Below are 26,490 nucleotides of genomic sequence, written 5' to 3'. Positions count from 1 at the left end.
CGATCAACCACCGAAGTCATCGAGCAGGATGTTCTCCGGCTCTACACCCATGTCGGTGAGCATCTTGACGACGGCGGCGTTCATCATGGGCGGCCCGCACATGTAGTACTCGCAATCCTCAGGCGCCGGGTGGTCCTTGAGGTAGTTTTCGTACAGGACATTGTGGATGAAGCCCGTCGGGCCTTCCCAGTTGTCCTCAGGCTGCGGATCGGACAGCGCCAGGTGCCATTCGAAGTTCTCGTTCTCTTCGGCCAGCTTGTCGTATTCCTCGTTGTAGAACGACTCGCGCATGGAGCGCGCACCATACCAGAACGACATCTTGCGCTTGGAATTCAGACGCTTGAGCTGATCGAAGATATGGCTGCGCATCGGCGCCATGCCGGCACCACCACCGATGAAGACCATCTCGGCGTCGGTGTCCTTGGCGAAGAACTCACCGAACGGCCCCATCACGGTCACCTTGTCACCCGGCTTCAGCGAGAAGACGTAGGTGGACATCAGACCCGGCGGATGCTGGGAATTCGGCGGCGGAGTGGCGATACGGATGTTGAACTTCAGGATGCCGTACTCTTCCGGATAGTTCGCCATGGAGTAAGCACGGATGACCGGCTCTTCGTTCTTGTGCTGAACGTTGAACAGACCGAACTTCTCCCAGTCACCACGATACTCTTCTTCGATGTCGAAGTCGGAGAACTTGATGTCGTAGGCCGGCGCTTCCAGCTGCACGTAACCACCGGCGCGGAAGTTGACTTCCTCGCCTTCCGGCAGCTGCAGGTTCAGCTCCTTGATGAAGGTCGCGACGTTCGGGTTGGCGGTGACGGTGGTTTCCCACTTCTTCACGCCGAAGATCTCTTCCGGCACTTCGATCTTCATGTCCTGCTTGACCGGCACCTGGCACGACAGGCGCCAGCCTTCCTTCTTCTCACCCATGGTGAAGTGGGATTCTTCGGTCGGCAGGATGGAACCGCCGCCTTCCGAGATCCGGCACTTGCACTGGGCACAGGAGCCACCGCCACCACAGGCGGAGGACAGGAAGATGCCGTTGGCGGCCAGGGTCTGCAGCAGCTTGCCGCCGGCCTGGGTCGTCAGGGTGTTGGCGGGGTCGTTGTTGATCTCGATCTGGACGTCACCACTCGAGACCAGCTTGCTGCGTGCCGCGAGAATCACGAGCACCAGGCCGATAACGACCACGGTGAACATGACGACGCCGAGCACGATGATGGAGGTATCTACCATTTCGATTTCCTTATGCTCGGTTGCGTTACAGCTGGACGCCGGAGAAGGACATGAAGCCCAGCGACATCAGGCCAACGGTGATGAAGGTGATGCCCAGACCCTGCAGGCCAGCCGGCACGTCAGAGTACTTGAGCTTCTCGCGGATACCGGCCAGTGCAGCGATGGCCAGTGCCCAACCGAAGCCGGCACCCACGCCATAGATGACGGACTCACCGAAGGTGTAGTCACGCTGCACCATGAACAGGGCCGCACCGAGGATGGCGCAGTTGACCGTGATCAGCGGCAGGAACACGCCCAGCGCGTTGTAGAGCGCCGGCACGAACTTGTCGAGGAACATCTCGAGGATCTGGACGATCGCCGCGATGACGCCGATGTAGGACAGGTAGCCCAGGAAGGACAGGTCGATGCTCTCCGCCCCTTCCAGCCCCGTCCAGGTCAGTGCGCCTTCACGCAGCAGGTAGTTCAGGATCAGGTTGTTGACCGGAACGGTCACCGCCAGCACGACGATGACGGCCACGCCCAGACCGATCGCGGACTGGATCTTCTTGGACACCGCCAAGAAGGTACACATGCCCAGGAAGAAGGCCAGTGCCATGTTCTCGACGAACACGGCCTTGATGAACAGGCTCAGATAGTGTTCGAACATGTTACACAGCCTCCTTGATCTTGGTGTTGGCGGTAATCTTGTACTCCGCCTTCTCGACCTGCTCCGGGTAGATGCTGCGCAGCACCCAGATGAACAGACCGATGACGAAAAACGCGGACGGCGGCAGCAGCATCAGGCCGTTCGGGATGTACCAGCCACCGTCGTTGACGGTCTGCAGGATGGTCACGCCGAACAGGGAGCCGGAACCGAACAGCTCACGCACGAAGCCGACCACCAGCAGGATCACGGTGTAGCCGAGACCGTTGCCGATACCGTCGATGAAGCTCATCGTCGGGCCATTCTGCATGGCGTAGGCTTCAGCGCGACCCATCACGATGCAGTTGGTGATGATCAGACCGACGAAGACCGACAGCTGCTTGGACGTCTCGAAGGCGAAGGCCTTCAGCGACTGGTCGACCACGATGACCAGCGAGGCAATGATCGTCATCTGCACGATGATGCGGATGGACGACGGGATGTGATTGCGGATCAACGAGATGAACATGCTGGAGAACGCTGTCACCAAGCACACCGCGATACCCATGATCAGGGCGGTGTTCATCGAGTTGGTCACCGCCAGCGCGGAGCAGATACCGAGGATCTGCAGCGCGATGGGGTTGTTCTTGAAGATCGGCGTCGTCAAGACACCTTTAGGAGTTTCGGCTGCCATCATTACGCTCCTTTGACGTCACGGAACTGGGTCAGGTACTTGGCGAAGCCATTCTCACCCATCCAGAACTGCAACAGGTTGGTCACGCCGTTGCTGGTCAGGGTAGCCCCTGACAGCGCATCGACCTGGTACTTGGCATCCGGAGAAGACGGATTCACGCCGCCCTTCTTCAGGTGCACTTCCGGGTCCATGCTGCCTTCGGGATAGATCTTCTTGCCATCCCACTGGGCCTTCCACTTCGGGTTGTCGACTTCGCCGCCAAGCCCCGGAGTTTCGCCCTGCTGGTAGAAGGAGAGACCGACCACGGTGTTGCCGTCACCCTTCAGTGCCAGATAGCCGTACATCATTGACCACAGGCCGTTGCCGCGCACCGGGACGATGATCTCGTCCGGCTGCTCGACATCACCGACCAGGTAGACCACGGAGTACTGCTCACGACGCTTGATGCCCGGCAGGTCTTCGTCGCCAGACAGGGTGCGTGAGGTGGCCGGGTCCTTGGACATCTTGGCCTGGTCGTACTTTTCCGGGTCGATGTCGTCGACGTATTCACCGGAATCCAGGTCCACCACCTTGGCGGTGACCTTGTCACGGAACTGCTGACCGATGTCTTCGCCCGGTTGCAGCAGCTCAGCGACCGCGAGGATGTTGCTCTTGCGGTCCAGCTCGGCATTGGTCATCTGCATCGGACGCAGCACGACCGCTGCGGTGGAAACCACCACCGAGCAGACGATGCACAGCCCGAGCGCGACGCCGAGGGTTTTCTTGATGGAGTTGTTGCTGGCCATGTCAGACGGTCTCCTCGTTCGCGATGCCGGCAGTCTCGCGCTTGACGCGGCGCTTGATGTTGGCCTGCACGACGAAGTGGTCGATCAGCGGAGCGAACAGGTTGGCGAACAGGATCGCCAGCATGATGCCCTCCGGGAAGGCCGGGTTGGCGACACGGATCAGCACGGTCATCACGCCGATCAGTGCACCGAATACCAGCTTGCCCTTGTTGGTCATGGACGCGGAGACCGGATCGGTGGCCATGAAGACCATGCCGAAGGCGAAGCCGCCGATGACCATGTGCCAGTACCACGGCATCTCGAACATGGCATTGGTGTCGCTGCCGATGGCATTGAACAGCGCCGAGGTCGCGATCATGCCCAGCAGGACGCCCAGCATGATTCGCCACGAGGCGATACGCGTCCACAGCAGCACCGCGGCGCCGAGGAAGATCGCCAGTGTGGAGACCTCACCCACCGAGCCCGGTATGAAGCCGAGGAAGGCGTCGGTCCAGCTCATCTGCTGCATCAGGGCACCCATGCCATCCTGCGCGGCAGTGGAGAGCGCGGTCGCACCGGTGAAGCCGTCTGCCGGCACCCATACCGCGTCGCCGGAAATGCTGGCCGGGTAGGCGAAGTACAGGAAGGCACGGCCGGAGAGTGCCGGGTTGAGGAAGTTCTTGCCGGTACCGCCGAAGACTTCCTTGCCGATCACCACACCGAAGGTGATACCGAGCGCGACCTGCCACAGCGGAATGGTCGCCGGCAGTGTCAGGGCGAACAGCACCGAGGTGACGAAGAAGCCTTCGTTGACCTCGTGGCCGCGACGCATCGCGAACAGCACTTCCCAGAACCCGCCGACCGCGAAGGTCACCAGATAGATGGGCAGGAAGTAGGTGGCCCCCAGGATGAAGTTGGCCCACACGCTGCCGGCATCGTGGCTACCCGCCAGCAGCATGACAATGGCTTCACGCCAGCCGCCCAGTGCGCTGTAACCGCCAGCGATGGCCTCGTTGGCCTGCAGACCGGCGTTGTACATGCCGAAGAACATGGCCGGGAAGGTACACATCCAGACCGTGATCATGATGCGCTTCAGGTCGATGCCATCACGCACGTGAGTGGTGCTGCGCGTGACGCTCGCCGGCGCATAGAAAATGGTGTCCACGGCTTCGTAGAGCGCGTAGAACTTCTCGTACTTGCCACCTTTGTGGAAGTGCGGCTCCAGGTTATCCAGAGTCTGTCGAATGCCCATCATCAGACCTCTTTCTCGATCGTGGTGAGGTTGTCACGCAGGATGGGACCGTACTCGTACTTGCCCGGGCACACGTAGGTGCACAGCGCGAGGTCCTCTTCATCAAGCTCCAGGCAGCCAAGCTGCATGCCGGTCTCGATATCACCCACGATCAGCGAACGCAGCAGCTGCGTCGGCAGAATGTCCAGCGGCATGACCGCCTCGTACGCGCCCACCGGCACCATGGCACGCTCGGAGCCGTTGGTGGAGGTGTTCGGGCGGTAGTCGGTCAGACCGGTCAGCTTCGACAGGTAGATACCCAGCACCGAGTGACGCTTGGCGCCCATCGACAGCCAGCCCATGAAGGCACGCTTGTTGCCTTCCTCGAGCAGGCTCACCTGATTGTGGTAGCGACTGACGAAACGCAGCGCCCCTTCACAGGTCAGGCCGGAGAACACCGAACCGGAGATGACACGCGTGTCTTCCGGCTGCTCGACTTCGCCCTTGAGCAGCTCTTCGGTGCTGGCGCCCAGACGGGTGCGCAGCAGACGCGGCTTGGTGGCACGCGGGCCACCGACGGCGATGACGCGCGTGGTGTCCAGGCGACCTTCCGCCAGCAGCGTACCGATGGCGACCACATCCTGATAACCGACATGCCAGACCTGACGCTGCAGGCTGACCGGTGCGAGGTGATGGATGTGCGTGCCCGGCAGACCCGCCGGGTGCGGGCCCTTGAAGGACTCGCTGACCACACCGGAGACGTCGCCACCCGGGATATCAGCACCCGGCGCCTGACACAGGAACACCTTGCCTTCGGTCAGACGCGTCAGTGCGACGAGACCCTGACGGAAAGCGGCTTCCTGGCCCTTGAGCACCACGGCCGGATCCGCGGACAGCGGATGGGTATCGATGGCGGTGACGAAGATGGCTGCCGGCTTGGCATCCAGCGCCGGCACACGCGAGAACGGGCGGGTACGCAGCGCCGTCCACAGGCCGGACTCGACCAGCTGGTCGACCACGACCTGACGTTCGAGACCTGCAATGGCGGCGTCGCCATGTGCAGTGAATTCCACAGCTTCGCCCTGCGCGTCGATCTCGATGACCACGGACAGAAGCTTGCGCTTCTCGCCACGATTGATCTCGACCACAGTACCGGCAGCAGGCGCGGTGTAACGGACGCCCGGGGTCTTCTTGTCGGTGAACAGGAGTTGCCCCTGCTTCACCTTGTCCCCTTCACGGACTTCCATCGTCGGCTTCATGCCGACGTAGTCAACACCCAGGATCGCTACGCGACGAACGGGCTGCGCATCCTCGATACGCTGCTCCGGCGCCCCGGCGATGGGGAGATCCAGGCCACGTTTGACTTCGATCATAGACTCGCCCAATTGTCGGATCTGATGTTGTTCAGGAAAGATCACCCATCGTAGATACGCCTCGAGGCCGATAATTGACCAGGCAACCTCGCGATTTTCGCGTATCAGGCAATGTGAATGCTTTTCTTATCAGACGGTTGGAGGTGTAGCCCAGAGATTGGACCGGCCCAAAAAAATCCGGCTCATTATAAAGATGCGAGGCCGGAAAGACCATACGACACTAAAGTGGTGCACACGCCGAAAACGCCAACGCCCCCGCCATCATTGAGGGCGGGGGCGTTGTAACAGCAGGTATTTATTTCAATTTTTCGCAAGTCACGCCACAGACGCGGCGCATTGACTCAGCGCGTCGGGAAGTAGCTGAAACGCACGTTGGACATGTGCTGCAGAATACGCACCACCTGACAGCTGTAACCGAACTCGTTGTCGTACCACACGTACACGACGGCCTGCTTGTCGGTGACGATGGTCGCCTGGCCATCGACGATGCCGGAATGGCGGTTGCCGACGAAGTCCGAGGACACCACTTCACAGGAATCGACGTAGTCGATCTGCTTCTGCAGCGAGGAATGCAGCGAGGCGGTGCGCAGGAAGCCGTTCATGCGCTCGGCGTCGCTGGCGGTATTCAGCGTCAGGTTGAGGATCGCCATCGAGACATTGGGCGTCGGCACGCGGATCGCGTTGCCGGTCAGCTTGCCGGAAAGCTCCGGCAGCGCCTTGGCGACGGCCTTGGCGGCGCCGGTCTCGGTCAACACCATGTTGAGGGCCGCGGCACGGCCACGACGATCACCACTGTGGAAGTTGTCGATCAGGTTCTGGTCGTTGGTGTAGGAGTGCACCGTCTCGACGTGACCCTGGCTGACACCGTACTCGTCGTGCAGCACCTTCAGCACCGGCACGATGGCATTGGTGGTACAGGAGGCCGCGGAGATGATGCGGTCATCATCGCTGATGTCGGTGTGGTTGACACCGTAGACGATGTTCTTGAGATCGCCCTTGCCCGGTGCCGTCAGCAGCACCTTGGCCACGCCCTTGCACTCCAGGTGCTGACCCAGACCCGCTTCGTCGCGCCACTTGCCGGTGTTGTCGACCACGATGGCGTTGTCGATGCCGTGCGCGGTGTAATCGATCTCGGTGGGCGAATTGGCGTAGATGATCTTGATGTAGTTGCCGTTGACGATCAGCGCCGAGTTTTCTTCATCGACGGTGATGCTGCCCTCGAAGGGACCGTGCACCGAGTCGCGACGCAGCAGGCTGGCCCGCTTCTCCAGATCATCCTTGCTGCCACGCACCACGATGGCGCGCAGACGCAGCAGGTTACCGCCGCCAGCCTTCTCGATCATGATGCGCGCCAACAGGCGACCGATACGCCCGAAGCCATACAGGACGACGTCCTTCGGGTCGCCGCCCATGCCGCCTTCGACGTAGCCACCGACGATGTCGGCCAGCTCACGCTTGAGGAAGGCGGTGATGTCCGTCTCGTCAGAGCGCTTGAAGGCGACCGCCAGCTTGCCGATGTCGACGTGGGCCGGGCCCAGGTTGAGCTCGATCATGGCGCGCACCAGCGGGAAGGTGTCTTCCACTGACAGCTCGACGCCTTCGGCCTTGCGCACCCAACGGTGGTTCTTGAGGATGCGCACCATCGAGCGATTGATCAGCGAACGCCCGTAGATGGAGGGCACGACGTTGAAGCGGCGGTAGAGATCTCCCAACAGCGGGATCATCTGCTCCGCGAGGGCTTCATTGTCCTGCCACTGCTTGAAACAGGCTTCGAGATTCTCTTGGCTCACGGGTGCATCCTCTCACGTGCGGGCAAATAATGATGGTCGTCACCGAGCGCTTGGCGACGCCGGACAAGGCCAGCTGAGTATGCGTAACGCGGCTATGCACCACAATGAAAGGATGGTCGCACGCAGGGTAGTAGTGCTACAGAATCAACGATTTGACTACAAAAGCGTTTCCCCCATCCCGCGCTCGGCCATCTGTGTCCACGGTGCTGAAAAGCGCATCACTTGCCCCCATATAGCGACTGACTTGCTATGATCAAGCGCGACTCCTTTCATGGCGGCGACTGACGTTGCAGCCCCTTGCGCTGCGACAGCTTGCGTTGAAGCGCGCCCGGCAAGCCAAGGCATCGCGCCTGCCTTGTCGCGCTCATGAGTATTCTGCGCGCTATTGAATGTGCCGCGCGCTCATGAGCGTGCCGTGCATCCAACAGACTGCCTTGCGCCCATGAGTCGCTCAGCGTCATCTGCATGCGTGGGCCGCTCACCATGAGCGACTGACCCAGCACCTTATTCACTCGGGCCCTGCCCGTGACGTCATCCCGTGCCGTGAACGCCGCAAGGCGTTGCGCCCAAGCCCAGGACACAAGACACCAGAGCCCATGTTCGAGACTCCGCTGACGCCCCCGTTGCCGCGCTCGCGCCGCGAAACCACCTTCTGGATGCTCAATGACCCCAGCGCCGCGGCGCTGGCGCTGGCGCGACTGGCCGATGCCGATGAAGCGCCGCTGATGGTCATCACCCCGGACACCGCCAGCGCCCAGCGCCTGGAAGCCGACCTGCGCTTCTATACGCGCCACCCCGAGCGCCTGCTGCCCTTCCCCGATTGGGAAACGCTGCCCTACGACAGCTTCTCGCCGCACCAGGACATCGTCTCGGAGCGTCTGCGCACCCTGCGCACCCTGCAGACCAGCCGCCGCGCCATCGTGCCGGTGCCGGTCAACACCCTGATGCAGCGCCTCGCGCCGGTGGATTACATCGCAGGCCAGGTCTTCAGTCTCGCCAAGGGCGACATCCTCAATCGCGAGGACTTCCGCTCACGCCTGTCGCGCGCCGGTTACCGCGCAGTGGAGACGGTCTACGAGCCGGGCGAATACGCGCTGCGCGGCGCGTTGATCGACCTGTTCCCCATGGGCAGCGAGCAGCCGCTGCGCATCGACCTGTTCGATGATGAGATCGACACCCTGCGTGCCTTCGACCCTGACACCCAGCGCAGTGGCGACAAGGTCGAGGCGATCGAGATTCTGCCCGCGCATGAATACCCGCTGACGCGCGGCGCCATCGCCTGCTTCCGCGAGGGCTTCGAGACGCTGTTCGACGTCGACCCGCGCCAGTGCATTCTCTACAACGACGCCATCAAGGGCATTCCCTCGCCGGGGCTCGAGCAGTATCTGCCGCTGTTCTTCGACGAGACCGCGACGCTGTTCGACCACATGGGCGACGAGCTGCGCATCGCCATGCTGCCCGGCGTGCGCGAAGCGGCCGAGAGCCACTGGGACGCCATCACCACCCGCTACGCCAATCTGGGCGTCGACCCGACACGCCCGCTGCTGCCACCACACCGCGCCTTCGTGCCGGTCAATGAGCTGCTGGGCCTGATCAAGCAGCACGAGCGCATCGAGCTGGTACGTGAGCCCAATGCCCACGCCATCGAATTCGGCCACCAGCCCCTGCCGAGCCTGGCCATCGATGCACGCAGCGCCGACCCGACCCAGGCCCTGGCCAGCTTCCTCAAGCAGCGCCTGAACGGCGAGCATGCCCAGCGCGTGCTGTTCGTCGCCGAGACCCAGGGCCGCCGCGAAGTCGTCGAGGAGCAGCTCACCCCGCTGCTGCGCGGCTTCGGGCTGCGTAGTCTGGATGACTTCGCAAGCTTCGAACACTTCGTGGATAGCCCAGCCGCCGCCGGCCTGACCGTCGGTGGCCTGACGCATGGCACCTGGGTGGCCAGCGCGCAGGCAGAAGATGCCCTGTCCAGCGATGACAGCGACAGCCACAAGGGGCTGGTGGTCATCACCGAGACCGAGCTCTACGGCGAAGTGGTACGTCAGAGCCGCCGCCAGGCGCGCGCCACCGATGACAACGAGCTGGCCGTGCGTCACCTCTCGGAGCTGCGTGAAGGTGCGCCGGTGGTGCACCACACCCACGGCGTCGGCCGCTATCTGGGGCTGGAGACCATCAACGCCGGTGGCCAGGAGGCCGAGTTCCTCGCGCTCGAATACGCCGATGGCGCCAAGCTCTACGTGCCGGTGGACAGCCTGCATCTGATCTCGCGCTATTCCGGGGCCAGTGACGAGCTGGCGCCGCTGCACAAGCTGGGCTCCGAGCAATGGGAGAAGGCCAAGCGCAAGGCGGCCGAGAAGATCCGCGATACCGCCGCCGAGCTGCTGGATGTCTATGCACGCCGCGAGGCGCGTGTCGGCCATGCCTGTGACTTCCCCGCCGAGGACTACGCACGCTTCGCGGCCAGTTTCCCCTTCGAGGAAACCCCGGACCAGGCGCAGACCATCGGCGCGGTGATCCAGGACATGTGCGCGCCCCAGCCGATGGACCGCGTGGTATGTGGCGATGTCGGCTTCGGCAAGACGGAAGTCGCGATGCGCGCCGCCTTCCTCGCCGTCAACTCCGGCCGTCAGGTGGTGGTGCTGGTGCCCACCACCCTGCTCGCCCAGCAGCACTACGACAACTTCCGCGATCGCTTCGCCGACACCGCGGTGGAGATCGCCCTGCTGTCGCGCTTCACCAGCGGCAAGGGCCAGGAAGCCTCGCTCGAGCGCATCAGGAACGGCCAGGCCGATATCGTGATCGGCACTCACAAGCTGCTCTCCAAATCGCTGGAGCTGCCCAACATGGGGCTGCTGATCATCGATGAGGAGCACCGCTTCGGCGTCTCCCAGAAGGAGCGTCTCAAGAGCCTGCGCGCCGAGGTCGACATCCTGACCCTGACCGCCACGCCGATTCCGCGCACGCTGAACATGGCGATGAGCGGCATCCGCGACCTGTCCATCATCGCCACGCCGCCGGCGCGCCGCCTGTCGGTGAAGACCTTCGTCCAGCAGCGCAACGACGGCGTGGTCAAGGAAGCCATCCTGCGCGAGCTGCTGCGCGGCGGGCAGGTCTACGTGCTGCACAATGAGGTCAAGACCATCGAGGAGAGCGCCGCGCGCATCGCGGAGCTGGTGCCGGAGGCCAATGTCGGCGTCGCCCACGGCCAGCTGCCGGAACGCAGCCTGGAGCGGCGCATGTCGGACTTCTATCACAAGCGCTTCAACGTGCTGGTGTGCTCGACCATCATCGAGACCGGCATCGACATCCCGAGCGCCAACACCATCATCATCGAGCGCGCCGACAAGTTCGGCCTGGCCCAGCTGCACCAGCTGCGTGGCCGCGTCGGGCGCTCGCATCACCAGGCCTACGCCTACCTGCTGACCCCGCACCCCAAGGCGATGACCCGCGATGCGGTCAAGCGTCTGGAGGCGATCAGCGAATCCCAGGACCTCGGTGCCGGCTTCACGCTGGCCTCCCATGACATGGAGATCCGCGGCGCGGGTGAGCTGTTGGGTGACGAGCAGTCCGGCCAGATGGAAACCATCGGCTACTCGCTGTACATGGAGATGCTCGATCGCGCCGTGAAGGCCATCAAGGCGGGCAAGACGCCCAATATCGAGTCGCCGCTGGATGAAGGCGTCGAGGTCAGCCTGAATCTGCCGGCACTGATTCCGGCCGATTATCTGCACGACGTCCAGCAACGCCTGATGATGTACAAGCGCATCAGCAACGCCGAGAACGCAAGCGACCTGCGCGAACTGCAGGTCGAGATGATCGACCGCTTCGGCCTGCTGCCGGAACCGGTCAAGACGCTGTTCCGCCAGACCCAGCTGCGCCAGCGCGCCCAGGCATTGGGCATCATCAAGCTGGAGGCCGGCGCCGGACGTGGTCGCATCATCTTCGGCGCCCAGACGCCAGTCGATCCGCTGACGCTGGTCAACCTGATCCAGCGCCAGTCGGATGTCTACAAGCTGGAAGGCGCCGACACGCTGCGCTTCGCCACCGACATGGATGACGCCGAGGCGCGCTTCAGCTTCTGCGAGACCCTGCTGGACCTGCTCAACGCCAAGACCAAGGCGGCCTGACGCGCCCTGCGCTGCCAGGCGCCTGGGGATCGAACTTGGGCATGAACTTGAGCGTGAACGAAAAATAAAACGGCCTGCATCGCGGATGCAGGCCGTTTTTTCGTGCGGGCATACCCTCTACACGCCCTCCCTACACCACCGCCTACCTACACCACCGCCTACCCCCACTCTCCTCCTGAGGCCAGGCAGCTCAGGCACGGCGCGCCAACAGCGCCGCCAGCAAGCGCTGCACCCTGGGCATGCCGGCCTCGATCACGGATTCCGTGCCTGCGCGGGTCGGCTCCTCTTCGCCGACGCCCGCGGCATGGCTGATCACCAGACACAGGCTGGCGTATTCCATCTCGAGCTCGCGCGCCAGCACGGCCTCGGGCATGCCCGTCATGCCGACCAGCGTATTGCCATCGCGCGCCATCAGGCGGATCTCGGCGGCCGTCTCCAGCCGCGGCCCCTGCACCACGCCCAGCACCCCGCCGGCCGTGAGGGGCAACCCCGCCTCGGCGGCCGCCGCATGCAGCTCCTCACGCCAGACCCGATGATATGGCCAGGCGAACGACACATGCTGGAACGGCTTGAAACGCCCATCGAAGAACGAACCCTCGCGACCGGTGGTGTAATCGATCAACTGGTCCGGCACCACCAGCGTGCCCGGGGCCAGCGTCGGGTCGATGCCGGACACGCAGTTGACTCCCACCACATGGGTCGCGCCCGCCTGCTTGAGCGCCCACAGATTGGCGCGATAGTTGATGCGATGCGGCGGCACCTTATGCGGTTGACCATGACGGGCCAGAAACAGCAGCGACTGCCCATTAAAGCGCCCCTCCACGACACCACAGGAGGCCGCCCCCAGGGGCGTTTCCTGCCCGCCGCGCTTGAGCACTTCCATGCCTGCCCAACTGCCGAACCCCGTCCCACCGATCACCGCCAGCATCGCCCGCCTCCTTGCCACCCATGTGCAGGAATCTCTCGGGACCGGACACTCCGATCCTCAGCGAACGCTACTCCGAGCCAACCGACCACGACAAGCACAATCGTCACGCTCTGCGCCAGGAGAACAGAAAAGGCCCCGAAAACGACACCACCCGCCGCGGTTGCCCGGGCGGGTGGTGAACGAATGCCAGCGTTGACGATGGCTATCGCACGCGATGGAGACTGCCATCCGGCGGCTCATGTCACAGACACTTGGGTTAAAGCCCTTGGGTTAAAGCCCTTGGGTTACAGACCCTTGGGCGCGTAGATGCCCGGCGCGTTACGCCAGTAGCCCTTGTAGTCCATGCCGAAGCCGAACAGGAAGCGGTCTTCGACGTCGAGACCACAGAAATCGGCCTTGAAGCCCGGGTAGGCCTTGCGGTCATGCTTCTTGTCGACCAGCACACAGCTGGACACGCTGCGCGCGCCGGCTTCACGGCAGTACTCGAGGATCGCGGCCAGGGTGCCACCCTCATCGAGGATGTCATCGACGATCACCACGTCGCGCCCGGCCATCGGCAGCTCCGGGTTGACGCGCCAGAACAGCTCGCCGCCGCGCATCGCGCCACGGTAGCGAGTGGCGTGCAGATAATCGACTTCCAGCGGGAAGTCGAGGCGGGTCAACAACTGGCCGGCGGTGATCAGGCCGCCGTTCATCACGCAATAGAAGATCGGCATGCGATCGCCGAGGCGTTCCGTCAGCTCAATGGCCATGCGGTCGAGTGCCACTTCAAGGTCAGCTTGCGGGATCAGGCAATCGGCATTGTCCATCACCTCACGCATTTCGTCATGCAGGGCGGTGAGGGTCTCAGGCGTCGGAGTCAGCATCGGGAGTTTCCTGGGTGTCACTGGCCTCATCTCCACGCCGGACGGGCGCAGAGGAGGATGTAGCAGCGGCGGTTGAATCAGAACGGCGGCGGGACCCGCGCGTCTGCGCGTCTGATGACGCCGCGGCATTCTCAGCCTCGGCGTCGTGTTCATGGTGGCGTCCTTCGAAGGACAGTACATCGGCAAAATGCAGACGCTGGCCCGGCAGCGCCACCTGGGCATCATGCTCACGGATGATGTCGTGCACCTTGAGCAGGACATCCTGCTTGATCGCGTGGTACTTCACCCAGTCGGTGGTGCGCGTGAAGACATAGACGAAGAAGTTCAGCGAATGCTCACCGTAGGTGGTGAAGTTGACGATCTGGGTGCGCGTCTGATCGATCTCGTCATGGCCTTCCAGCATCTCGCGTACCGCGGCAACGATGGGGCCGACCTGGGCGGCATCCTCATAGCGCAGCCCCACGGTCTCGAAGATGCGGCGATTGTACATGCGCGACGGATTCTCCACCGAGATGCTGGTGAAGATGGCGTTCGGCACGTAGAGGGGCCGCATGTCGAAGGTGCGGATGCGCGTCAGGCGCCAACCGATATCCTCGACGGTGCCCTCGATCTCGCGGTCCGGTGAGCGGATCCAGTCGCCGACCTTGAAGGGCCGGTCGAGATGGATCATCAGGGCGCCGAAGAAGTTGGCCAGCAGATCCCGCGCCGCAAAGCCGACCGCGATACCGCCGACACCCCCGAAGGCCAGCACCCCGGACAACGAGACGCCGAGATTCTGCAGGATGGCCAGCCCCACCAGCACGACCACGACCGCCCGCAGCAGCTTGCTGATCGCCGAGGCCGTGGTGGCATCCATCGCGTTGACGTTGGTGCCGGGCGGCGGCATGGTGCGCAGCGCCTCGAAGCGCTTGACCATGCGGATCAACGCCCAGGCCAGCGCCAGCAGTGTCACGATCTGGCGCGCCGTGCCCAGGTACTTTTCGGCCCCGCCGAGGCTGAACTGGCTGGCGATGATGCCGAGCGCCAGCAACACCCCCATGCTGTAGAGCCAGAATGACAAGGGATGACGCAGGCCATGCACCAGGGCGTCATCCCACAGGTTGCGACTCTTCTCGGCATGCGTCGCCAGGCGGCTGAGCACCACTCGCTCGATGAGGTGCAGCAACAGCACCGCCAGCAGCAGCAGAGCGAGATTGATGCCCCACAGCGGCAGACCAAAGGTCTGCTCGACCCAGTGGCGCAGCGGCTCGACCCATTGATTGATCATCTCTTCGGCAGGCGCTGCCAGCTTGTCGGCAGCAGCCTCGGTGGCGGATTGCTCAGCCATGGGAATTCCTTGCCAGTCTTCGACTCGAAAGAGGCACCGCGTGCCTGATTATTGCGCGCTACCGGACTCAGAGGCCGACCGTGCGTCAGACGCGTCAGGCGCCTCGGCAGCGCCTAGCGTGCCCGAGGGCATGGCAGCCTGCTGTGATGCCTGACTGGCCGCCATCGATTCGAGCCGCGCGTGGGTGCGCCGCCAGCGTGCCAGCCCCACCAGACCATCAAGCGTCGGGCGAGCCCGCGCATAGCGTAGCCGCGCCTGGCGCTTGCCTCGGTGGCGCTGCTCATCGTCATCGAGGCTGTCGAGCACTTCGCGCGCGGCGGCCGGGTCATTGCAGACCAGCGCCATGTCGCAGCCGGCGTCCAGCGCCAGGCGCGCACGCTCTGCCGGGCCGCCTTCCGCGACGGCCGCCGCCATGCCGAGATCATCGGAGAAGATGGCGCCCTTGAAGCCGAACTCTTCGCGCAGCAGGCCCAACCAGCTGGGCGAGAAGCCCGCAGGACGTGCATCGAAATCCGGATAGATCACATGCGCCGGCATCACGCCGCCCAGACGCTCGGCGAGGGCCGCGAAGGGCTTGAGGTCATGCTCGCGCAGCTCGCGGAACGGGCGCGGATCGACCACGCGCTCCAGATGGGTATCTGCCGAGATGCCACCATGCCCCGGGTAGTGCTTGCCGACGGCGGACATGCCCGCCTCCTGCAGCCCGTCGATGAAGGCGCCGCCCACCGCGATGACGTCTTCCGGCGTGGCGCCGAAGCTGCGATCGCCAATGATGGTCGAGCCCGCCACATCGATATCCAGTACCGGCGCAAAGGTGATATCACAGCCGATGGCTGCCATTTCCATGCCCAGCAGCCAGCCGGCATCGCGTGCCAGCCCCAGGCCTGCGGCCTGGGCGTCTTCGCCGCAACCCTCACAGTCACGTCCGAGACAGCACTGTGCCAGGCTGCGCATCGACGGCAGGCGTGTCACGCCCTCGCGCAGACGCTGGACGCGCCCGCCTTCCTGATCGATGGCGATCAGCAGGTGCGGATTGACGCTGCGAATCTCGCGGCTCAGCTCCAGCACCTGTTCGGGAGAGGCGCAATTGCGCGCAAACAGGATGACGCCCCCGACGGCAGGGCGTGCCAGCAGTTCACGTTCGTCGCGGGCGAGGGTCAGCCCCGCAACATCGACCATTACGGAGCCCAGCGGCTGTGTCATGTCATCCTTCCTGTCCATGGCCTGCGGCAGTGATGTCCCGTGAAGAGAGGAATCACGACCGCCAGGACTTCATGTCTTTTACGGGGCTCGGCAGCCTGGAAGAAACGTGATGAATCAGGCTGCCAGCGCGAGGAAAGGCGCAATTCTAGCCGACTGAACCCCTATCGAACAGTCGCGGCCAGCTGCGCCCCGGCAAGGGGCTGTCACGTAGGTTCCGGTGACAGCTCATGGAGGGTATCAGACTCAGACACCAACGCCTTCAGGCATGCAGCAGCACTGGAGTGCCGGGCACAGCCTCGGCAAAGAGTCGCAGCAGGTCGTCATCACGCAAGCGAATGCAGCCGTGGGACGCCGCCCCCCCCATGGGCTCCGTGCTGGGCGTGCCATGAAAATAGATGTAGCGACGCAGGCTATCGACCCGCTCGCCGCGGGCATTGCGACCACGATTGACGCCGGGCTCGCGGCCGCTGAGCCACAGAATGCGCGTCAGGATCCAGTCACGCTCAGGATGCTCTAAGGCAAGCTCGGGCGTGAACACCTCGCCCGTGAAGCGCCGGCCGCGATAGACGGCGCCACACGGATTGCCCGCCCCGATGGCGGCACGAATCACATGCCAGCCGGTTGGCGTGCAACCGCTGCCGTCGAGCTCGCCGATACCGTTGAGGCCGCTGGAGATCGCGCAGGCGTGCACCAGCGCGTCAGGGCTGGCCGCGGGGGGCGGCGCATCACGACTGCCACTCGGCATGTCATTGCGTATCTCAAGGCTCTGGCGCGAGAGGTCCACCGCTACCCAGCAGGCCATCAGCTGGCCGCCTGGGTGACCGCCTGGGTGACCGCCTCACCATCTCCGAGCGAGGCCGGCAGCGGCGCTGCCATCGCCGCGACCACCACCGGACGCATGTGCTGGATCAGCTCACGCACCGTGGTGTGATGGCCGTACTCGGCCTCCTCGATATCGCGCAGCGCATCCAGGCCCGAGAAGGTGAAGATCACGCTGCCGAGCATGAAGTGCAGGCGCCAGAAGCGCTCGTTGTCCGGCAGATCAGGCGTCGCCAGCTTCAGAAGCTCGGCGAAGCGGCTGAAGACCGTGCCGTAATGCTCGCGGATATAGCGCCGCATGTGGCCCTGCCCCTGGGTATAGGCAAGCCCGAGCAGGCGCATGAAGGTACGCAGGCTGTTGCGCTCGGCCGGCACCTCCAGCACGGTACGCGCCATCACCTCCAGCAGGACCTCCAGCGGCACCTGACGCCCGGCGTATTGCTGCTCGACGCTGTCGAGTGCCGCGTGGAAGCGCTCACTGAACGGATCGAGATAGCGTGCGAAGACCGCCTGGATCAGCGATTTCTTGGAGCCGAAGTGGTAGTTCACCGCCGCCAGATTGACCTTGGCCTTGCTGGTGATGTTGCGCAGTGAGGTCTCGGCGAAGCCGCGCTCGGCGAACAGCACCTCGGCAGTATCGAGGATGCGGGTAACGGTATCGGTCTGGGCCATGGGCGGAACCCTTGTCAGGTAGAAAAGGACTGGAGTCGTAGGTCACGGCGCAAGCCCCGCGCGGCGACTCTCTCATGAGGTGGTGCAGGTTCACCGCAAGGCGCGTTCGATCATGACACCCGTGAGCACTACCCTCGGCGAACATTCGTTTGAAACACCTTGATTCTAGCGCGCCATGCCATGACTGACAATTCTCTCGCGTTTCAAACGCCAGAGGTTTAGCCAAGCCTGATATTCCCTCAGCGCTGACCATCCCGATTCAAGGGCTCGTCATGCTCGGTGACTGTCCACCCCGCCAGAGCCAGGCCGGGTTCATCTCCAGACATTCGCTTCCAGACATTCCCTTCAAGAAAGAATGCCTCGGATATCGGCAGGAAAAGTCGCCAGACAGCGATATCCCGGCGACTACCTGCCCTTTGAGGCCACCACGCAAGCCACGATGCCTTGCATGACCGCCATGACTGGATACAATGACAGTTGTATGGATGCACACCCCGTGCCGTCAGCTCAAGATGCCGCCCAGGCCAAAGGCAATGCCATGACCCAGCCGCTTACTCCGCGCCAGCAGGATGTCTTCGACTTCATCATCAAGACCATCAAGTCCTCTGGCTACCCGCCGACGCGGGCCGAAATCGCCCAGGCGCTGGGCTTCCGCTCGCCGAATGCCGCCGAGGAGCATCTGCGTGCCCTCAAGCGCAAGGGCGCCATCGAGATGGTGCCGGGCACCTCACGCGGCATTCGCGTGCCGTCGCTGGCTGACGTCGACGACAGCGCCAACGATGGCCTGCCGGTGATCGGGGAAGTGGCCGCCGGCAGCCCGATTCTTGCCAGCGAGCATATCGACCGTCATTGTCCGCTACCGAGCGACTACTTCTCGCCGGCTGCCGACTACCTGCTGCGTGTACGCGGCGTGTCGATGAAGGACGTGGGAATTCTGGAAGGCGACCTGCTGGCCGTGCACCGCACCAGCAGCGTGCGTGACGGCCAGATCGTGGTGGCACGTCTGGGGGATGAGGTCACCGTCAAGCGCTTCCGCCGTGACGGGCATTACGTGTGGCTGGAAGCCGAGAACGAGGACTTCTCACCGATCAAGGTCGACCTGCGCACGGACAGCCTGGAGATCGAGGGTCTCGGGGTGGGCGTCATCCGCGATGGTGGCCTGCACTGAGGCCTTGACCAGCAGCGCTTTGAGCAACGAGCTATGCCCAGCAGCACCTTTCTCGCAGAGCTCTGAGCAACAGAAAAGCCGCACGCATTGCACAAAAAAACCCGCCTCGAGGCGGGTTTTTTTGTGCGCGAAGCGCGAGCGATGAATCAGTGCACGATGCCTTCTGACTGCTCGTCCTCGTCTTCTTCGCCATCCCAGAGGCGAGTCCGGGTGATGGCGTGGTCGATCATCTCACGCGCAACCTCGAAACGATTGTCACGCAGCAGATCAGCGGCCTCGTCCGAAATGCGAATGCTGAGCAGCGGCTCACCTTCGCTTTCCGCGGCGCGCAGAATCACTTCACCATCTTCCATTTGCACAATTTCAAGTACGGCGGGATCGGACACGTCATTCCTCCTGCACGGCATCTCGCGAGATACCGGCGTCGTTGTAATCGTCAGCGCGACGGCTGGCAAGCCCGGCACCGCGTTGCCATCAGCGACGCAGAAAAAAGTACGACCACAGCCAGAGCCATGGTCGTACCGGAGAATGCAGGGCTTGCCACAATGCGATCAGTCTAGCACCCGTGAAGGCGAAACGTCACCCGATTGCCATGCGCCAGTCATCACCAGCGTGCAGCACCAGATCAACGCCTTGACCTACCACTCGACACTCGACTCACGCAGCTGCGGCAGCAGCGCCTTGAATGCCGTGATGGCGGCGCTGAGACGCTCGGCCAGCGAGGCGCTCGAGGCTGCCGCGATGATCAGACCATCACCACGCGAACGCGATTCCTCGCGGCGAGCGACGCCGCCCTCTTCATGCAGGCGGGTCACATCCGCGACCAGCTCAGACAACCAGCTGTCGGGGCGCTCCAGCAGGCTGCGCAGCTGCTCGACCTCGGCGATGGGCGTCGGTGGCGACGCCAGGCGCTCGCGCCAGCTCCCCTGCGGCCAGCGCGCCGTCACGGCACATTCTTCCAGCAATGACGCCAGCGCCAGCTCCAGCAGAGCGAGCGCACCCTCTTCACCGGCCATGCGACGCGCCACGGCATGCTCATCGTCGCCAGAGGCTGCTGACTGGGCCAGCAGCAACTCGGCCTGATACAGCAGCTGATTGGTACGGGCACGCTGGCTCATCAGCTCTTGGCTCCCTTGCGCTTGTCCTCGACGACCCAGCGGCCGTTGTCGTAGGTCGCTTTCCAACCGGTCGCCTTGCCTTCCTCATCGGTCATGACGTACTGAGCCTTGACCTTGCGCGAGAAGCGAATCTGCGCCGGACGTCCGTCCGGGTCCTGATCCGGGGCCTCGAGAATGAAGTGATACTTCTCCGGCAGCTCGTCGGCGTGCGCCTTGAGCTCCTTGACCAGCGGCGGACGCGTCTCGCGATTCTTGGGGAACTGACTGGCCGCCAGGAACAGGCCACTGGCGCCATCGCGCAGCACGTAGTGGTCCTCGACCTTGACGCAGGCTAGTTCCGGCATCGGAATCGGGTCCATCTTCGGCGGCGCCACTTCACCGGACTTGAGCAGCTTGCGGGTATTCTTGCAATTCTCGTTGGTGCAGCCGAAGTACTTGCCGAAACGCCCGGTCTTGAGCTGCATGTCGGAGCCGCACTTGTCGCACTCGATCACCGGGCCATCGTAACCCTTGATGCGGAACTGACCTTCCTCGACCTCATGACCGACACAGTCCGGGCTATTGCCGCAGACGTGCAGCTTGCGCTGCTCATCGATCAGGTAGCTGTCCATCGCGGTGGCGCAGATCGGGCAGCGACGCTTGGCGCGCAGCGCATCCGTCTCGGCATCTTCACCGGCATCGGCCGCCACGGCTTCATCGCCCGGCAGCAGATCGATGGTGGTCTTGCAGCGCTCCTTGGGCGGCAGGTTGTAGCCGGAACAGCCCAGGAAGACCCCGGTCGAGGCGGTACGAATCTGCATCTCACGCCCACAGGTCGGGCAGGCGATGTCCGTCGGCACCGGCTGGTTGGGACGCATGCCCTCTTCGGACTGGGCGTGGTCCAGCTCGGCCTTGAACTCGGCGTAGAAGGTGTCCAGCAGCTCGCGCCAGTTGCGCCCGCCGTTGGCCACCTCATCGAGATAGTCTTCCATGCGCGCCGTGAAGCCGAAGTCCATCAGGTCCTTGAAGGACTCGCTGAGGCGATCGGTGACGATGTCGCCCAGTTTCTCGGCATAGAAGCGACGGTTTTCCAGCGCCACGTAGCCACGGTCCTGGATGGTGGAGATGATGGCGGCATAGGTAGACGGACGACCGATACCGCGCTTCTCCAGCTCCTTGACCAGGCTGGCCTCGGTGTAACGCGCCGTGGGCTTGGTGAAGTGCTGCAGCGGCTGCAGCTCGACCAGGTCCAGCTTCTCGCCGATGGCGAGGTCCGGCAGCGACTGGTCCTCTTCCTTCTTGCCCATCGGCTTCATGACACGCGTGTAGCCGTCGAACTTGAGCACACGGCCCTTGGCACGCAGCTCGTAGCCATCCACTTCGATGGTCAGCGTGGAGGACAGGTATTCGGCCGGCAGCATCTGACAGGCCACGAACTGACGCCAGATCAGCTCATACAGGCGCTCGGCGTCACGTTCCATGCCGGCGAGATCGGTGGCGCGGCGCGACACTTCGGAAGGACGAATCGCTTCGTGCGCTTCCTGGGCGCCTTCCTTGCTGGAGTAGACGTTGGCCGCTTCCGGCAGGTAGTTGCTGCCGTATTCTTCGCTGATGAAGTCGCGCGCCGTGGCCACCGCGTCCGCCGACAGATTGGTCGAGTCGGTACGCATGTAGGTGATGTAACCCGCCTCGTAGAGACGCTGGGCCATCATCATGGTCTTCTTGACCGAGAAGCCGAGACGACCACTGGCCGCCTGCTGCAGGGTCGAGGTGATGAACGGCGCGTTCGGCTTGGAGCGCGTCGGCTTGTCTTCACGATTGGTGATCGCGAGCTTGGCCGTGCGCAGCGCCGCGATGCGGTCCATCGTCTCCTTCTCGCTGGTCGGGCGGAAGGCCTTGCCATCCTGACGCGCCAGCTCGAAACGAATCGCTTCACCACTGGCGGCGGCCAGCTCAGCGTGGACATCCCAGAACTCTTCAGGGATGAAGGCGCGGATCTCGCGCTCACGCTCGACGATCAGACGCACGGCAACCGACTGCACACGACCGGCAGACAGGCCACGAGCGACCTTGGCCCACAGCAGCGGCGAGACCATGAAGCCGACGACGCGATCCAGATAGCGGCGTGCCTGCTGGGCATGCACGCGATCCATCTTCAATTCGCCCGGCTCATCGAAGGCCGCCGTGATCGCCTTCTTGGTGATCTCGTTGAACACCACGCGCTTGTAACGCGAATCGTCGCCACCGATGGTCTCGCGCAGGTGCCAGGCAATCGCCTCACCTTCGCGGTCCAGATCCGTCGCGAGATAGATGGTGTCGGCTTTCTCGGCCAGACGCGTCAGCTCGGAAACGACCTTTTCCTTGCCGGGCAGGATCTCGTAATGCGCCTCCCAGCCATTCTCCGGATCGACCCCCATGCGGCGGATCAACTGGGTCTTGGCCTTCTGCGCCTTGTGAGCCGCCTTGACCTCGGGCGACATCTTGCGAGTCTCCGCCGCCTGACGGGCACGTTCCTTGGGGTCGGTGGCCTGCTTGCCGCTTCCGCTGGTCGGCAGGTCGCGGATGTGCCCGACACTCGACTTCACCACGAAGTCGTTGCCGAGATACTTGTTGATGGTCTTGGCCTTGGCGGGCGACTCGACGATCACCAGTGACTTGCCCATGGTTGCTCGCATCTCCTGGCCGGCGCTGATTGCGCCGGCGAATGACTCGTCGCGCTGGGTTTTGTCCCAGCCGAAAAATGCGCCTACCCTACCCCAGCATTTCAGCGCTGACCAGCAATGTTGAGACTGACGCCTCGTCAGGGCGGCTCGACAGGGCGCCTCTGCGACAGCCTCGAGACATGCCATGCCACCCGCCATGTCAGCATGCGGCTTGCGCCGAATGACATCGACAGCCATCAGGCATGTGGTCGTGGCAATCCGGCATTCGAGCCGGGTTTGAGCATAGGTCATCAGCGCATGGCAGCGGTCAACGGGCCCGATACACGGGGCCGGTGCACGGTCTGAGCTGGTCCGATGAGCGGAAATTTCGCTCAGCAGGGTATTGCCACTATATAGGTAGCACTGGAATGGCTGTCAGTGAAAGCCAGCCAGCGGACATTGGCGTGACGGGGCGGTCACCACGACGCTGCCGCAGAGAACATGCGACGCCTGGCCGTCAGGCCTCGAAATGACGGGCCGCGCCCACATGGCGCAGCGCGGCATACCCTGACGCCCCAGCCCGTGTCCGCGTACCCGCGACAACGTATTCGCAACAATCGCTCGGCATACTTCACGTCACCCCTTGCAGTCCCGATCGTGATCACGAGAATGGACAACGACAGCCGACGATACTCGACAGGCTCCCTTTCAGCCTTCAATGTAGTAAAATGACAACAACCTGGTTTGCGTTTTCAGCCAGTCCATCACGCCAGTGTTCAAGGAGTATGCTTTCATGCCGCACGCGTTCAACGGCCCGATCCGCCGCACCAAGATTGTCGCCACTCTCGGCCCTGCCAGTGACAAGCCGGGTGTGCTCGACGCGATGATTCGTGCCGGAGTCGATGTGGTACGCCTCAACTTCTCCCACGGTAGCCCCGAAGACCACCGCATGCGCGCCGAGGCCGTACGTCAGGCCGCCGCCGCCCAGGGCCGCAGCGTCGCCGTGCTGGGCGATCTGCAGGGTCCGAAGATCCGCATCGCGCGCTTCAAGGATACCGCCGTCAAGCTGAGCGAAGGCCAGCCGTTCATCCTCGATATCGGCCTGGGCCGTGATGAAGGTACCGTCGAGCGTGTCGGCTGTGACTACCAGGAACTGGCCGATGACGTGGTCGCGGGCGACGTGCTGCTGCTCGACGATGGCCGTGTGGTGCTTGAGGTCAATGAGCTCAAGGGCAACGAGATCCACACCACCGTCAAGGTCGGCGGCAAGCTGTCCAACAACAAGGGCATCAACAAGCAGGGCGGCGGCCTGTCTGCCGAAGCCCTGACCGACAAGGACAAGGCTGACCTGAAGACCGCCATCGATATCGGCGTCGACTATCTGGCCGTGTCCTTCCCGCGCAGCGGCGCCGACATGCAGCTGGCACGTGAACTGCTGGGCGAGGAAGGTCGTGACATCGGCCTGATCGCCAAGGTCGAGCGCGCCGAAGCCGTGGCCGACGACGCCGTGCTGGATGGCATCATCCTCGCCAGTGAAGGCGTGATGGTGGCGCGTGGCGATCTGGGCGTCGAGATTGGCGATGCTCAGCTGATCGGTGTGCAGAAGCGCATGATCCGCCGCGCGCGCAGCCTCAACCGCGTGGTCATCACGGCCACCCAGATGATGGAATCCATGATCAGCGCACCGCTGCCGACCCGCGCCGAAGTCTTCGACGTCGCCAATGCCGTGCTCGACGGCACCGACGCCGTGATGCTGTCGGCCGAGACCGCCGCCGGCGACTTCCCGGTCGAGACCATCGAGACCATGGATCGCGTCTGCCTGGGCGCCGAACGTGAGCGTGCCGCGCAGGAATCCCAGCACCGCATCCACGAAGGCTTCAGCAAGACCGACGAGACCATCGCGCTGTCCGCGATGTATGCCGCCAACCACCTGACCGGTGTCGTGGCCATCGTGTGCATGACGGAATCCGGCTATACCCCGCTGATCGCCTCGCGCATCCGCTCCGGTCTGCCCATCGTCGGCCTGGCGCAGGACCAGAAGACCCAGCGTCGCATGGCGCTCTACCGTGGTGTGGTGTCACTGCCCTTCGATTCCAGCGAATTGCCGGCGGCGGAAATCAACCGCCGCGCCATCGCGGAACTGGAAGCCCGTGGCATCGCGACTCGCGGTGACCTGGTGATCCTGACCCGTGGCGACCAGATGAACGCACATGGCGGCACCAACACCATGAAGATCGTCACTGTCGGCAGCACCATCGACTGATCGGCCTCGCTGGCCTCCCGCCCCGGACCTTTCGAGGCGGGAGGCCAGCGACATTGCCCCATCCTCAGGAGGTCAGGGAATGAGCGAACAACGACCCAAGCGCCAGGCACGGCGCACCCTGCCAGCACGCAAGCGCATTGCGCTGGTGGCGCACGATGGCAAGAAGGATGAAATGCTGGCGTGGGCCAATCGCTGGCGCGATGAGCTATCCCGCCACCAGCTGCTGGGCACGGGCACGACTGCCCGCCGCATCAGCAAGGAGCTGGGCCTCGAGGTCGAAGGCCTGCTGAGCGGCCCGCTGGGCGGTGATCAGCAGATCGGCGCGCGCATCGCCGAAGGCAATCTGGACCTGCTGGTCTTCCTGTGGGACCCGTTCGCGCCGATGCCGCATGATCCTGACGTCAAGGCGCTGCTGCGCCTGGCGGCATTGTGGAACGTGCCGGTCGCCAGCAATGCGGCCAGCGCGGACTTCCTCTTCCACTCGAAGTTGATCTCCGAGGAAGTCGAAGTCGCCGTGCCCGACGCCAACGACTGGGTCAGCACCCGCGCCTGAATGACGCTGGCTGTCGCCCCATGAAAACGCCGCCTGCTCGCAAGAGAGGCGGCGTTTTCATGGCCAGATGTTGTAATCAAACTACCTTTTGCGCAGACGAGCAGTATTGCCTGCGCGGCAGTTGGCGAAATTGCTGCCTTCCTGCCACCACCCCTGCTCTTCCTCTCTCTTCAATTACTCTCTAATCGTCTACCCCTCTCTCCGGCGACGCTACGAGAGACGCAGCTCAATCCATGACAGCAGCTCACGACATCTGCTCAAGAAGTCAGCTCAAGCTGACTGGCGATCACCGCACCACGCGCCGCCATGCAGTAAAGTCCGATGTGATGACTGTCTGCCTGGGGATGCGTCGCCGTATCGGGGAGCCCCAGCTGCTCAACCACTTCGGCCGGCAGATCGTAGGTGGCACAGCCGGGCTCCAGCACCACGATGTCACGCACCTTGCCCAGCAGGCCGTGATTGCGCGCCGACAGCAACGTCAATACCAGATCCATCACGCAGATATCGGTGCAGATGCCTACCACGACCAGGGTTTCCAGCCCTTCGTCGCTCACCCACTCCTGCAGCGCATTGACCTGGGTATGGGGATCAATCGCGCCGACATAGCCATTGATGCAGTCCTTGCGCACCAGCGTGGCCTGCGGCTCCTCCTCCAGCCAGGCAAGTTCCGCCACCAGCTCATCCTCACCGCTGCCCTGCTCACAATGGGCGGGATAAGGCGGCTCCGGCTTGCCCGGCGCATGGGAATCAATGAAGGCCAGCAAGGGGCGCTTGCGCTCACTGAAGGTTCGCGCCAGAGCATCGCTGAGGGCAATCATCCTGCTGACCTGGGCATTGGGCGTCTGAGGCGCCAGCGCACCGCCTGCGACCTGACAGAAGCCGTTGATCTCATCGACGATGATCAGCCCGGCCGTCGGCAGCGAGACCGGCACCACGGCCGGCCGCACCGGCAGGCGGGCATCAAGCTCGCCGAGGGTCTTCCACTCGGCGGGAGTGGCAGGAATGCGTTGCACCACGCAGGACGCCGCGACATCGGATGAAGTCGCGGCGTCCTGCGTCTCTGATGTAGGGGATACGGAGGGTGCGGATGAGCGCTGGTCGGAAGACACCATACAAAA

The 26,490-nt window shown here is 63.6% G+C and carries 21 protein-coding genes; 4 read left to right on the top strand and 17 right to left on the bottom strand.

The annotated features are described in order from the left end of the window. Positions 1-3 precede the first annotated feature (3 nt). From nqrF to LCW13_RS04400, 7 genes are all read right to left on the bottom strand, one after another. Positions 4-1,236 (bottom strand): NADH:ubiquinone reductase (Na(+)-transporting) subunit F, encoded by a 1,233-nt coding sequence (gene nqrF / locus LCW13_RS04430; RefSeq protein WP_043331915.1) that lies wholly within the window; start codon positions 1,234-1,236, stop codon positions 4-6. A gap of 25 nt (positions 1,237-1,261) precedes the next feature. Beyond that, positions 1,262-1,882: an NADH:ubiquinone reductase (Na(+)-transporting) subunit E gene (gene nqrE / locus LCW13_RS04425; protein ID WP_043331916.1), complete on the bottom strand. Its 621-nt coding sequence runs from the start codon at positions 1,880-1,882 to the stop codon at positions 1,262-1,264. Between the two features lies 1 nt (position 1,883). Next, positions 1,884-2,552, bottom strand: a complete 669-nt coding sequence (locus LCW13_RS04420) for an NADH:ubiquinone reductase (Na(+)-transporting) subunit D (protein ID WP_043331917.1) — start codon at positions 2,550-2,552, stop codon at positions 1,884-1,886. 2 nt (positions 2,553-2,554) lie between these two features. After that, positions 2,555-3,337, bottom strand: a complete 783-nt coding sequence (locus LCW13_RS04415; RefSeq protein ID WP_043331918.1) for a Na(+)-translocating NADH-quinone reductase subunit C — start codon at positions 3,335-3,337, stop codon at positions 2,555-2,557. 1 nt (position 3,338) lies between these two features. Then, positions 3,339-4,571 carry an NADH:ubiquinone reductase (Na(+)-transporting) subunit B gene (locus LCW13_RS04410; RefSeq protein ID WP_043331920.1) on the bottom strand — a complete coding sequence of 411 codons (1,233 nt, stop codon included), beginning with the start codon at positions 4,569-4,571 and terminating at the stop codon, positions 3,339-3,341. Next, positions 4,571-5,920, bottom strand: coding sequence for a Na(+)-translocating NADH-quinone reductase subunit A (locus LCW13_RS04405; protein WP_054555019.1), 1,350 nt, complete (start codon positions 5,918-5,920; stop codon positions 4,571-4,573). The genes LCW13_RS04410 and LCW13_RS04405 overlap by 1 nt, the downstream gene beginning before the upstream one ends. 341 nt (positions 5,921-6,261) lie before the next feature. After that, a complete protein-coding gene (locus LCW13_RS04400; RefSeq protein ID WP_225347679.1) occupies positions 6,262-7,710 on the bottom strand; it encodes a glyceraldehyde-3-phosphate dehydrogenase in 1,449 nt (482 codons plus the stop codon). A gap of 596 nt (positions 7,711-8,306) precedes the next feature. Between LCW13_RS04400 and mfd the strand changes: the two genes are divergently transcribed. After that, on the top strand, positions 8,307-11,834 hold the full coding sequence (gene mfd, locus LCW13_RS04395; protein ID WP_225347678.1) for a transcription-repair coupling factor: 3,528 nt from the start codon (positions 8,307-8,309) through the stop codon (positions 11,832-11,834). Positions 11,835-12,024: 190 nt separating this feature from the next. Here the strand turns inward: mfd and LCW13_RS04390 are convergent, their stop codons facing one another. From LCW13_RS04390 to LCW13_RS04365, 6 genes are all read right to left on the bottom strand, one after another. Further along, entirely contained in the window at positions 12,025-12,762 is a 738-nt protein-coding gene (locus tag LCW13_RS04390) for an S-methyl-5'-thioinosine phosphorylase (RefSeq protein ID WP_225347677.1), read from the bottom strand. Positions 12,763-13,046: 284 nt separating this feature from the next. Further along, positions 13,047-13,628 (bottom strand): hypoxanthine-guanine phosphoribosyltransferase, encoded by a 582-nt coding sequence (locus tag LCW13_RS04385; protein WP_225347676.1) that lies wholly within the window; start codon positions 13,626-13,628, stop codon positions 13,047-13,049. Beyond that, on the bottom strand, positions 13,609-14,955 hold the full coding sequence (locus LCW13_RS04380) for a mechanosensitive ion channel family protein (RefSeq protein WP_225347675.1): 1,347 nt from the start codon (positions 14,953-14,955) through the stop codon (positions 13,609-13,611). Before LCW13_RS04380 ends, LCW13_RS04385 begins: the two co-directional genes overlap by 20 nt. 48 nt (positions 14,956-15,003) lie before the next feature. Further along, positions 15,004-16,158: a beta-N-acetylhexosaminidase gene (nagZ, locus tag LCW13_RS04375; protein ID WP_225347674.1), complete on the bottom strand. Its 1,155-nt coding sequence runs from the start codon at positions 16,156-16,158 to the stop codon at positions 15,004-15,006. 259 nt (positions 16,159-16,417) lie between these two features. Then, on the bottom strand, positions 16,418-16,960 hold the full coding sequence (locus tag LCW13_RS04370; protein WP_404813666.1) for a L,D-transpeptidase family protein: 543 nt from the start codon (positions 16,958-16,960) through the stop codon (positions 16,418-16,420). Beyond that, a complete protein-coding gene (locus LCW13_RS04365; protein WP_225347673.1) occupies positions 16,960-17,649 on the bottom strand; it encodes a TetR/AcrR family transcriptional regulator in 690 nt (229 codons plus the stop codon). Before LCW13_RS04365 ends, LCW13_RS04370 begins: the two co-directional genes overlap by 1 nt. A 538-nt stretch (positions 17,650-18,187) precedes the next feature. Between LCW13_RS04365 and lexA the strand changes: the two genes are divergently transcribed. Beyond that, positions 18,188-18,817 carry a transcriptional repressor LexA gene (gene lexA / locus LCW13_RS04360; RefSeq protein ID WP_043332079.1) on the top strand — a complete coding sequence of 210 codons (630 nt, stop codon included), beginning with the start codon at positions 18,188-18,190 and terminating at the stop codon, positions 18,815-18,817. A 146-nt stretch (positions 18,818-18,963) separates the two neighbouring features. Here lexA and LCW13_RS04355 read toward each other — a convergent pair whose 3' ends face one another. The 3 genes from LCW13_RS04355 to topA form a co-directional block, all read right to left on the bottom strand. After that, positions 18,964-19,203 carry a hypothetical protein gene (locus tag LCW13_RS04355; RefSeq protein ID WP_052384340.1) on the bottom strand — a complete coding sequence of 80 codons (240 nt, stop codon included), beginning with the start codon at positions 19,201-19,203 and terminating at the stop codon, positions 18,964-18,966. Positions 19,204-19,455: 252 nt separating this feature from the next. Beyond that, positions 19,456-19,935 (bottom strand): DUF6586 family protein, encoded by a 480-nt coding sequence (locus tag LCW13_RS04350; protein ID WP_213113358.1) that lies wholly within the window; start codon positions 19,933-19,935, stop codon positions 19,456-19,458. Beyond that, on the bottom strand, positions 19,935-22,577 hold the full coding sequence (topA, locus tag LCW13_RS04345) for a type I DNA topoisomerase (RefSeq protein WP_107335351.1): 2,643 nt from the start codon (positions 22,575-22,577) through the stop codon (positions 19,935-19,937). Before topA ends, LCW13_RS04350 begins: the two co-directional genes overlap by 1 nt. Before the next feature lie 772 nt (positions 22,578-23,349). Between topA and pyk the strand changes: the two genes are divergently transcribed. Both pyk and LCW13_RS04335 read left to right on the top strand, forming a co-directional pair. After that, complete coding sequence (gene pyk, locus LCW13_RS04340) at positions 23,350-24,819, top strand: pyruvate kinase (protein WP_043331933.1); 1,470 nt, start codon at positions 23,350-23,352, stop codon at positions 24,817-24,819. Between the two features lie 79 nt (positions 24,820-24,898). Further along, positions 24,899-25,372, top strand: coding sequence for a methylglyoxal synthase (locus LCW13_RS04335; RefSeq protein WP_054555025.1), 474 nt, complete (start codon positions 24,899-24,901; stop codon positions 25,370-25,372). Between the two features lie 257 nt (positions 25,373-25,629). Here LCW13_RS04335 and LCW13_RS04330 read toward each other — a convergent pair whose 3' ends face one another. After that, positions 25,630-26,484: an isochorismatase family protein gene (locus LCW13_RS04330; protein WP_225347672.1), complete on the bottom strand. Its 855-nt coding sequence runs from the start codon at positions 26,482-26,484 to the stop codon at positions 25,630-25,632. Positions 26,485-26,490: the final 6 nt, after the last annotated feature.

Origin of the sequence: Cobetia amphilecti, from assembly GCF_020217465.1 — a bacterium.
Taxonomy (GTDB): Bacteria; Pseudomonadota; Gammaproteobacteria; order Pseudomonadales; family Halomonadaceae; genus Cobetia; species Cobetia amphilecti.
The sequence above is the reverse complement of the archived record's forward strand: the minus strand, read 5'-3'. Positions and strand labels throughout refer to the sequence as shown.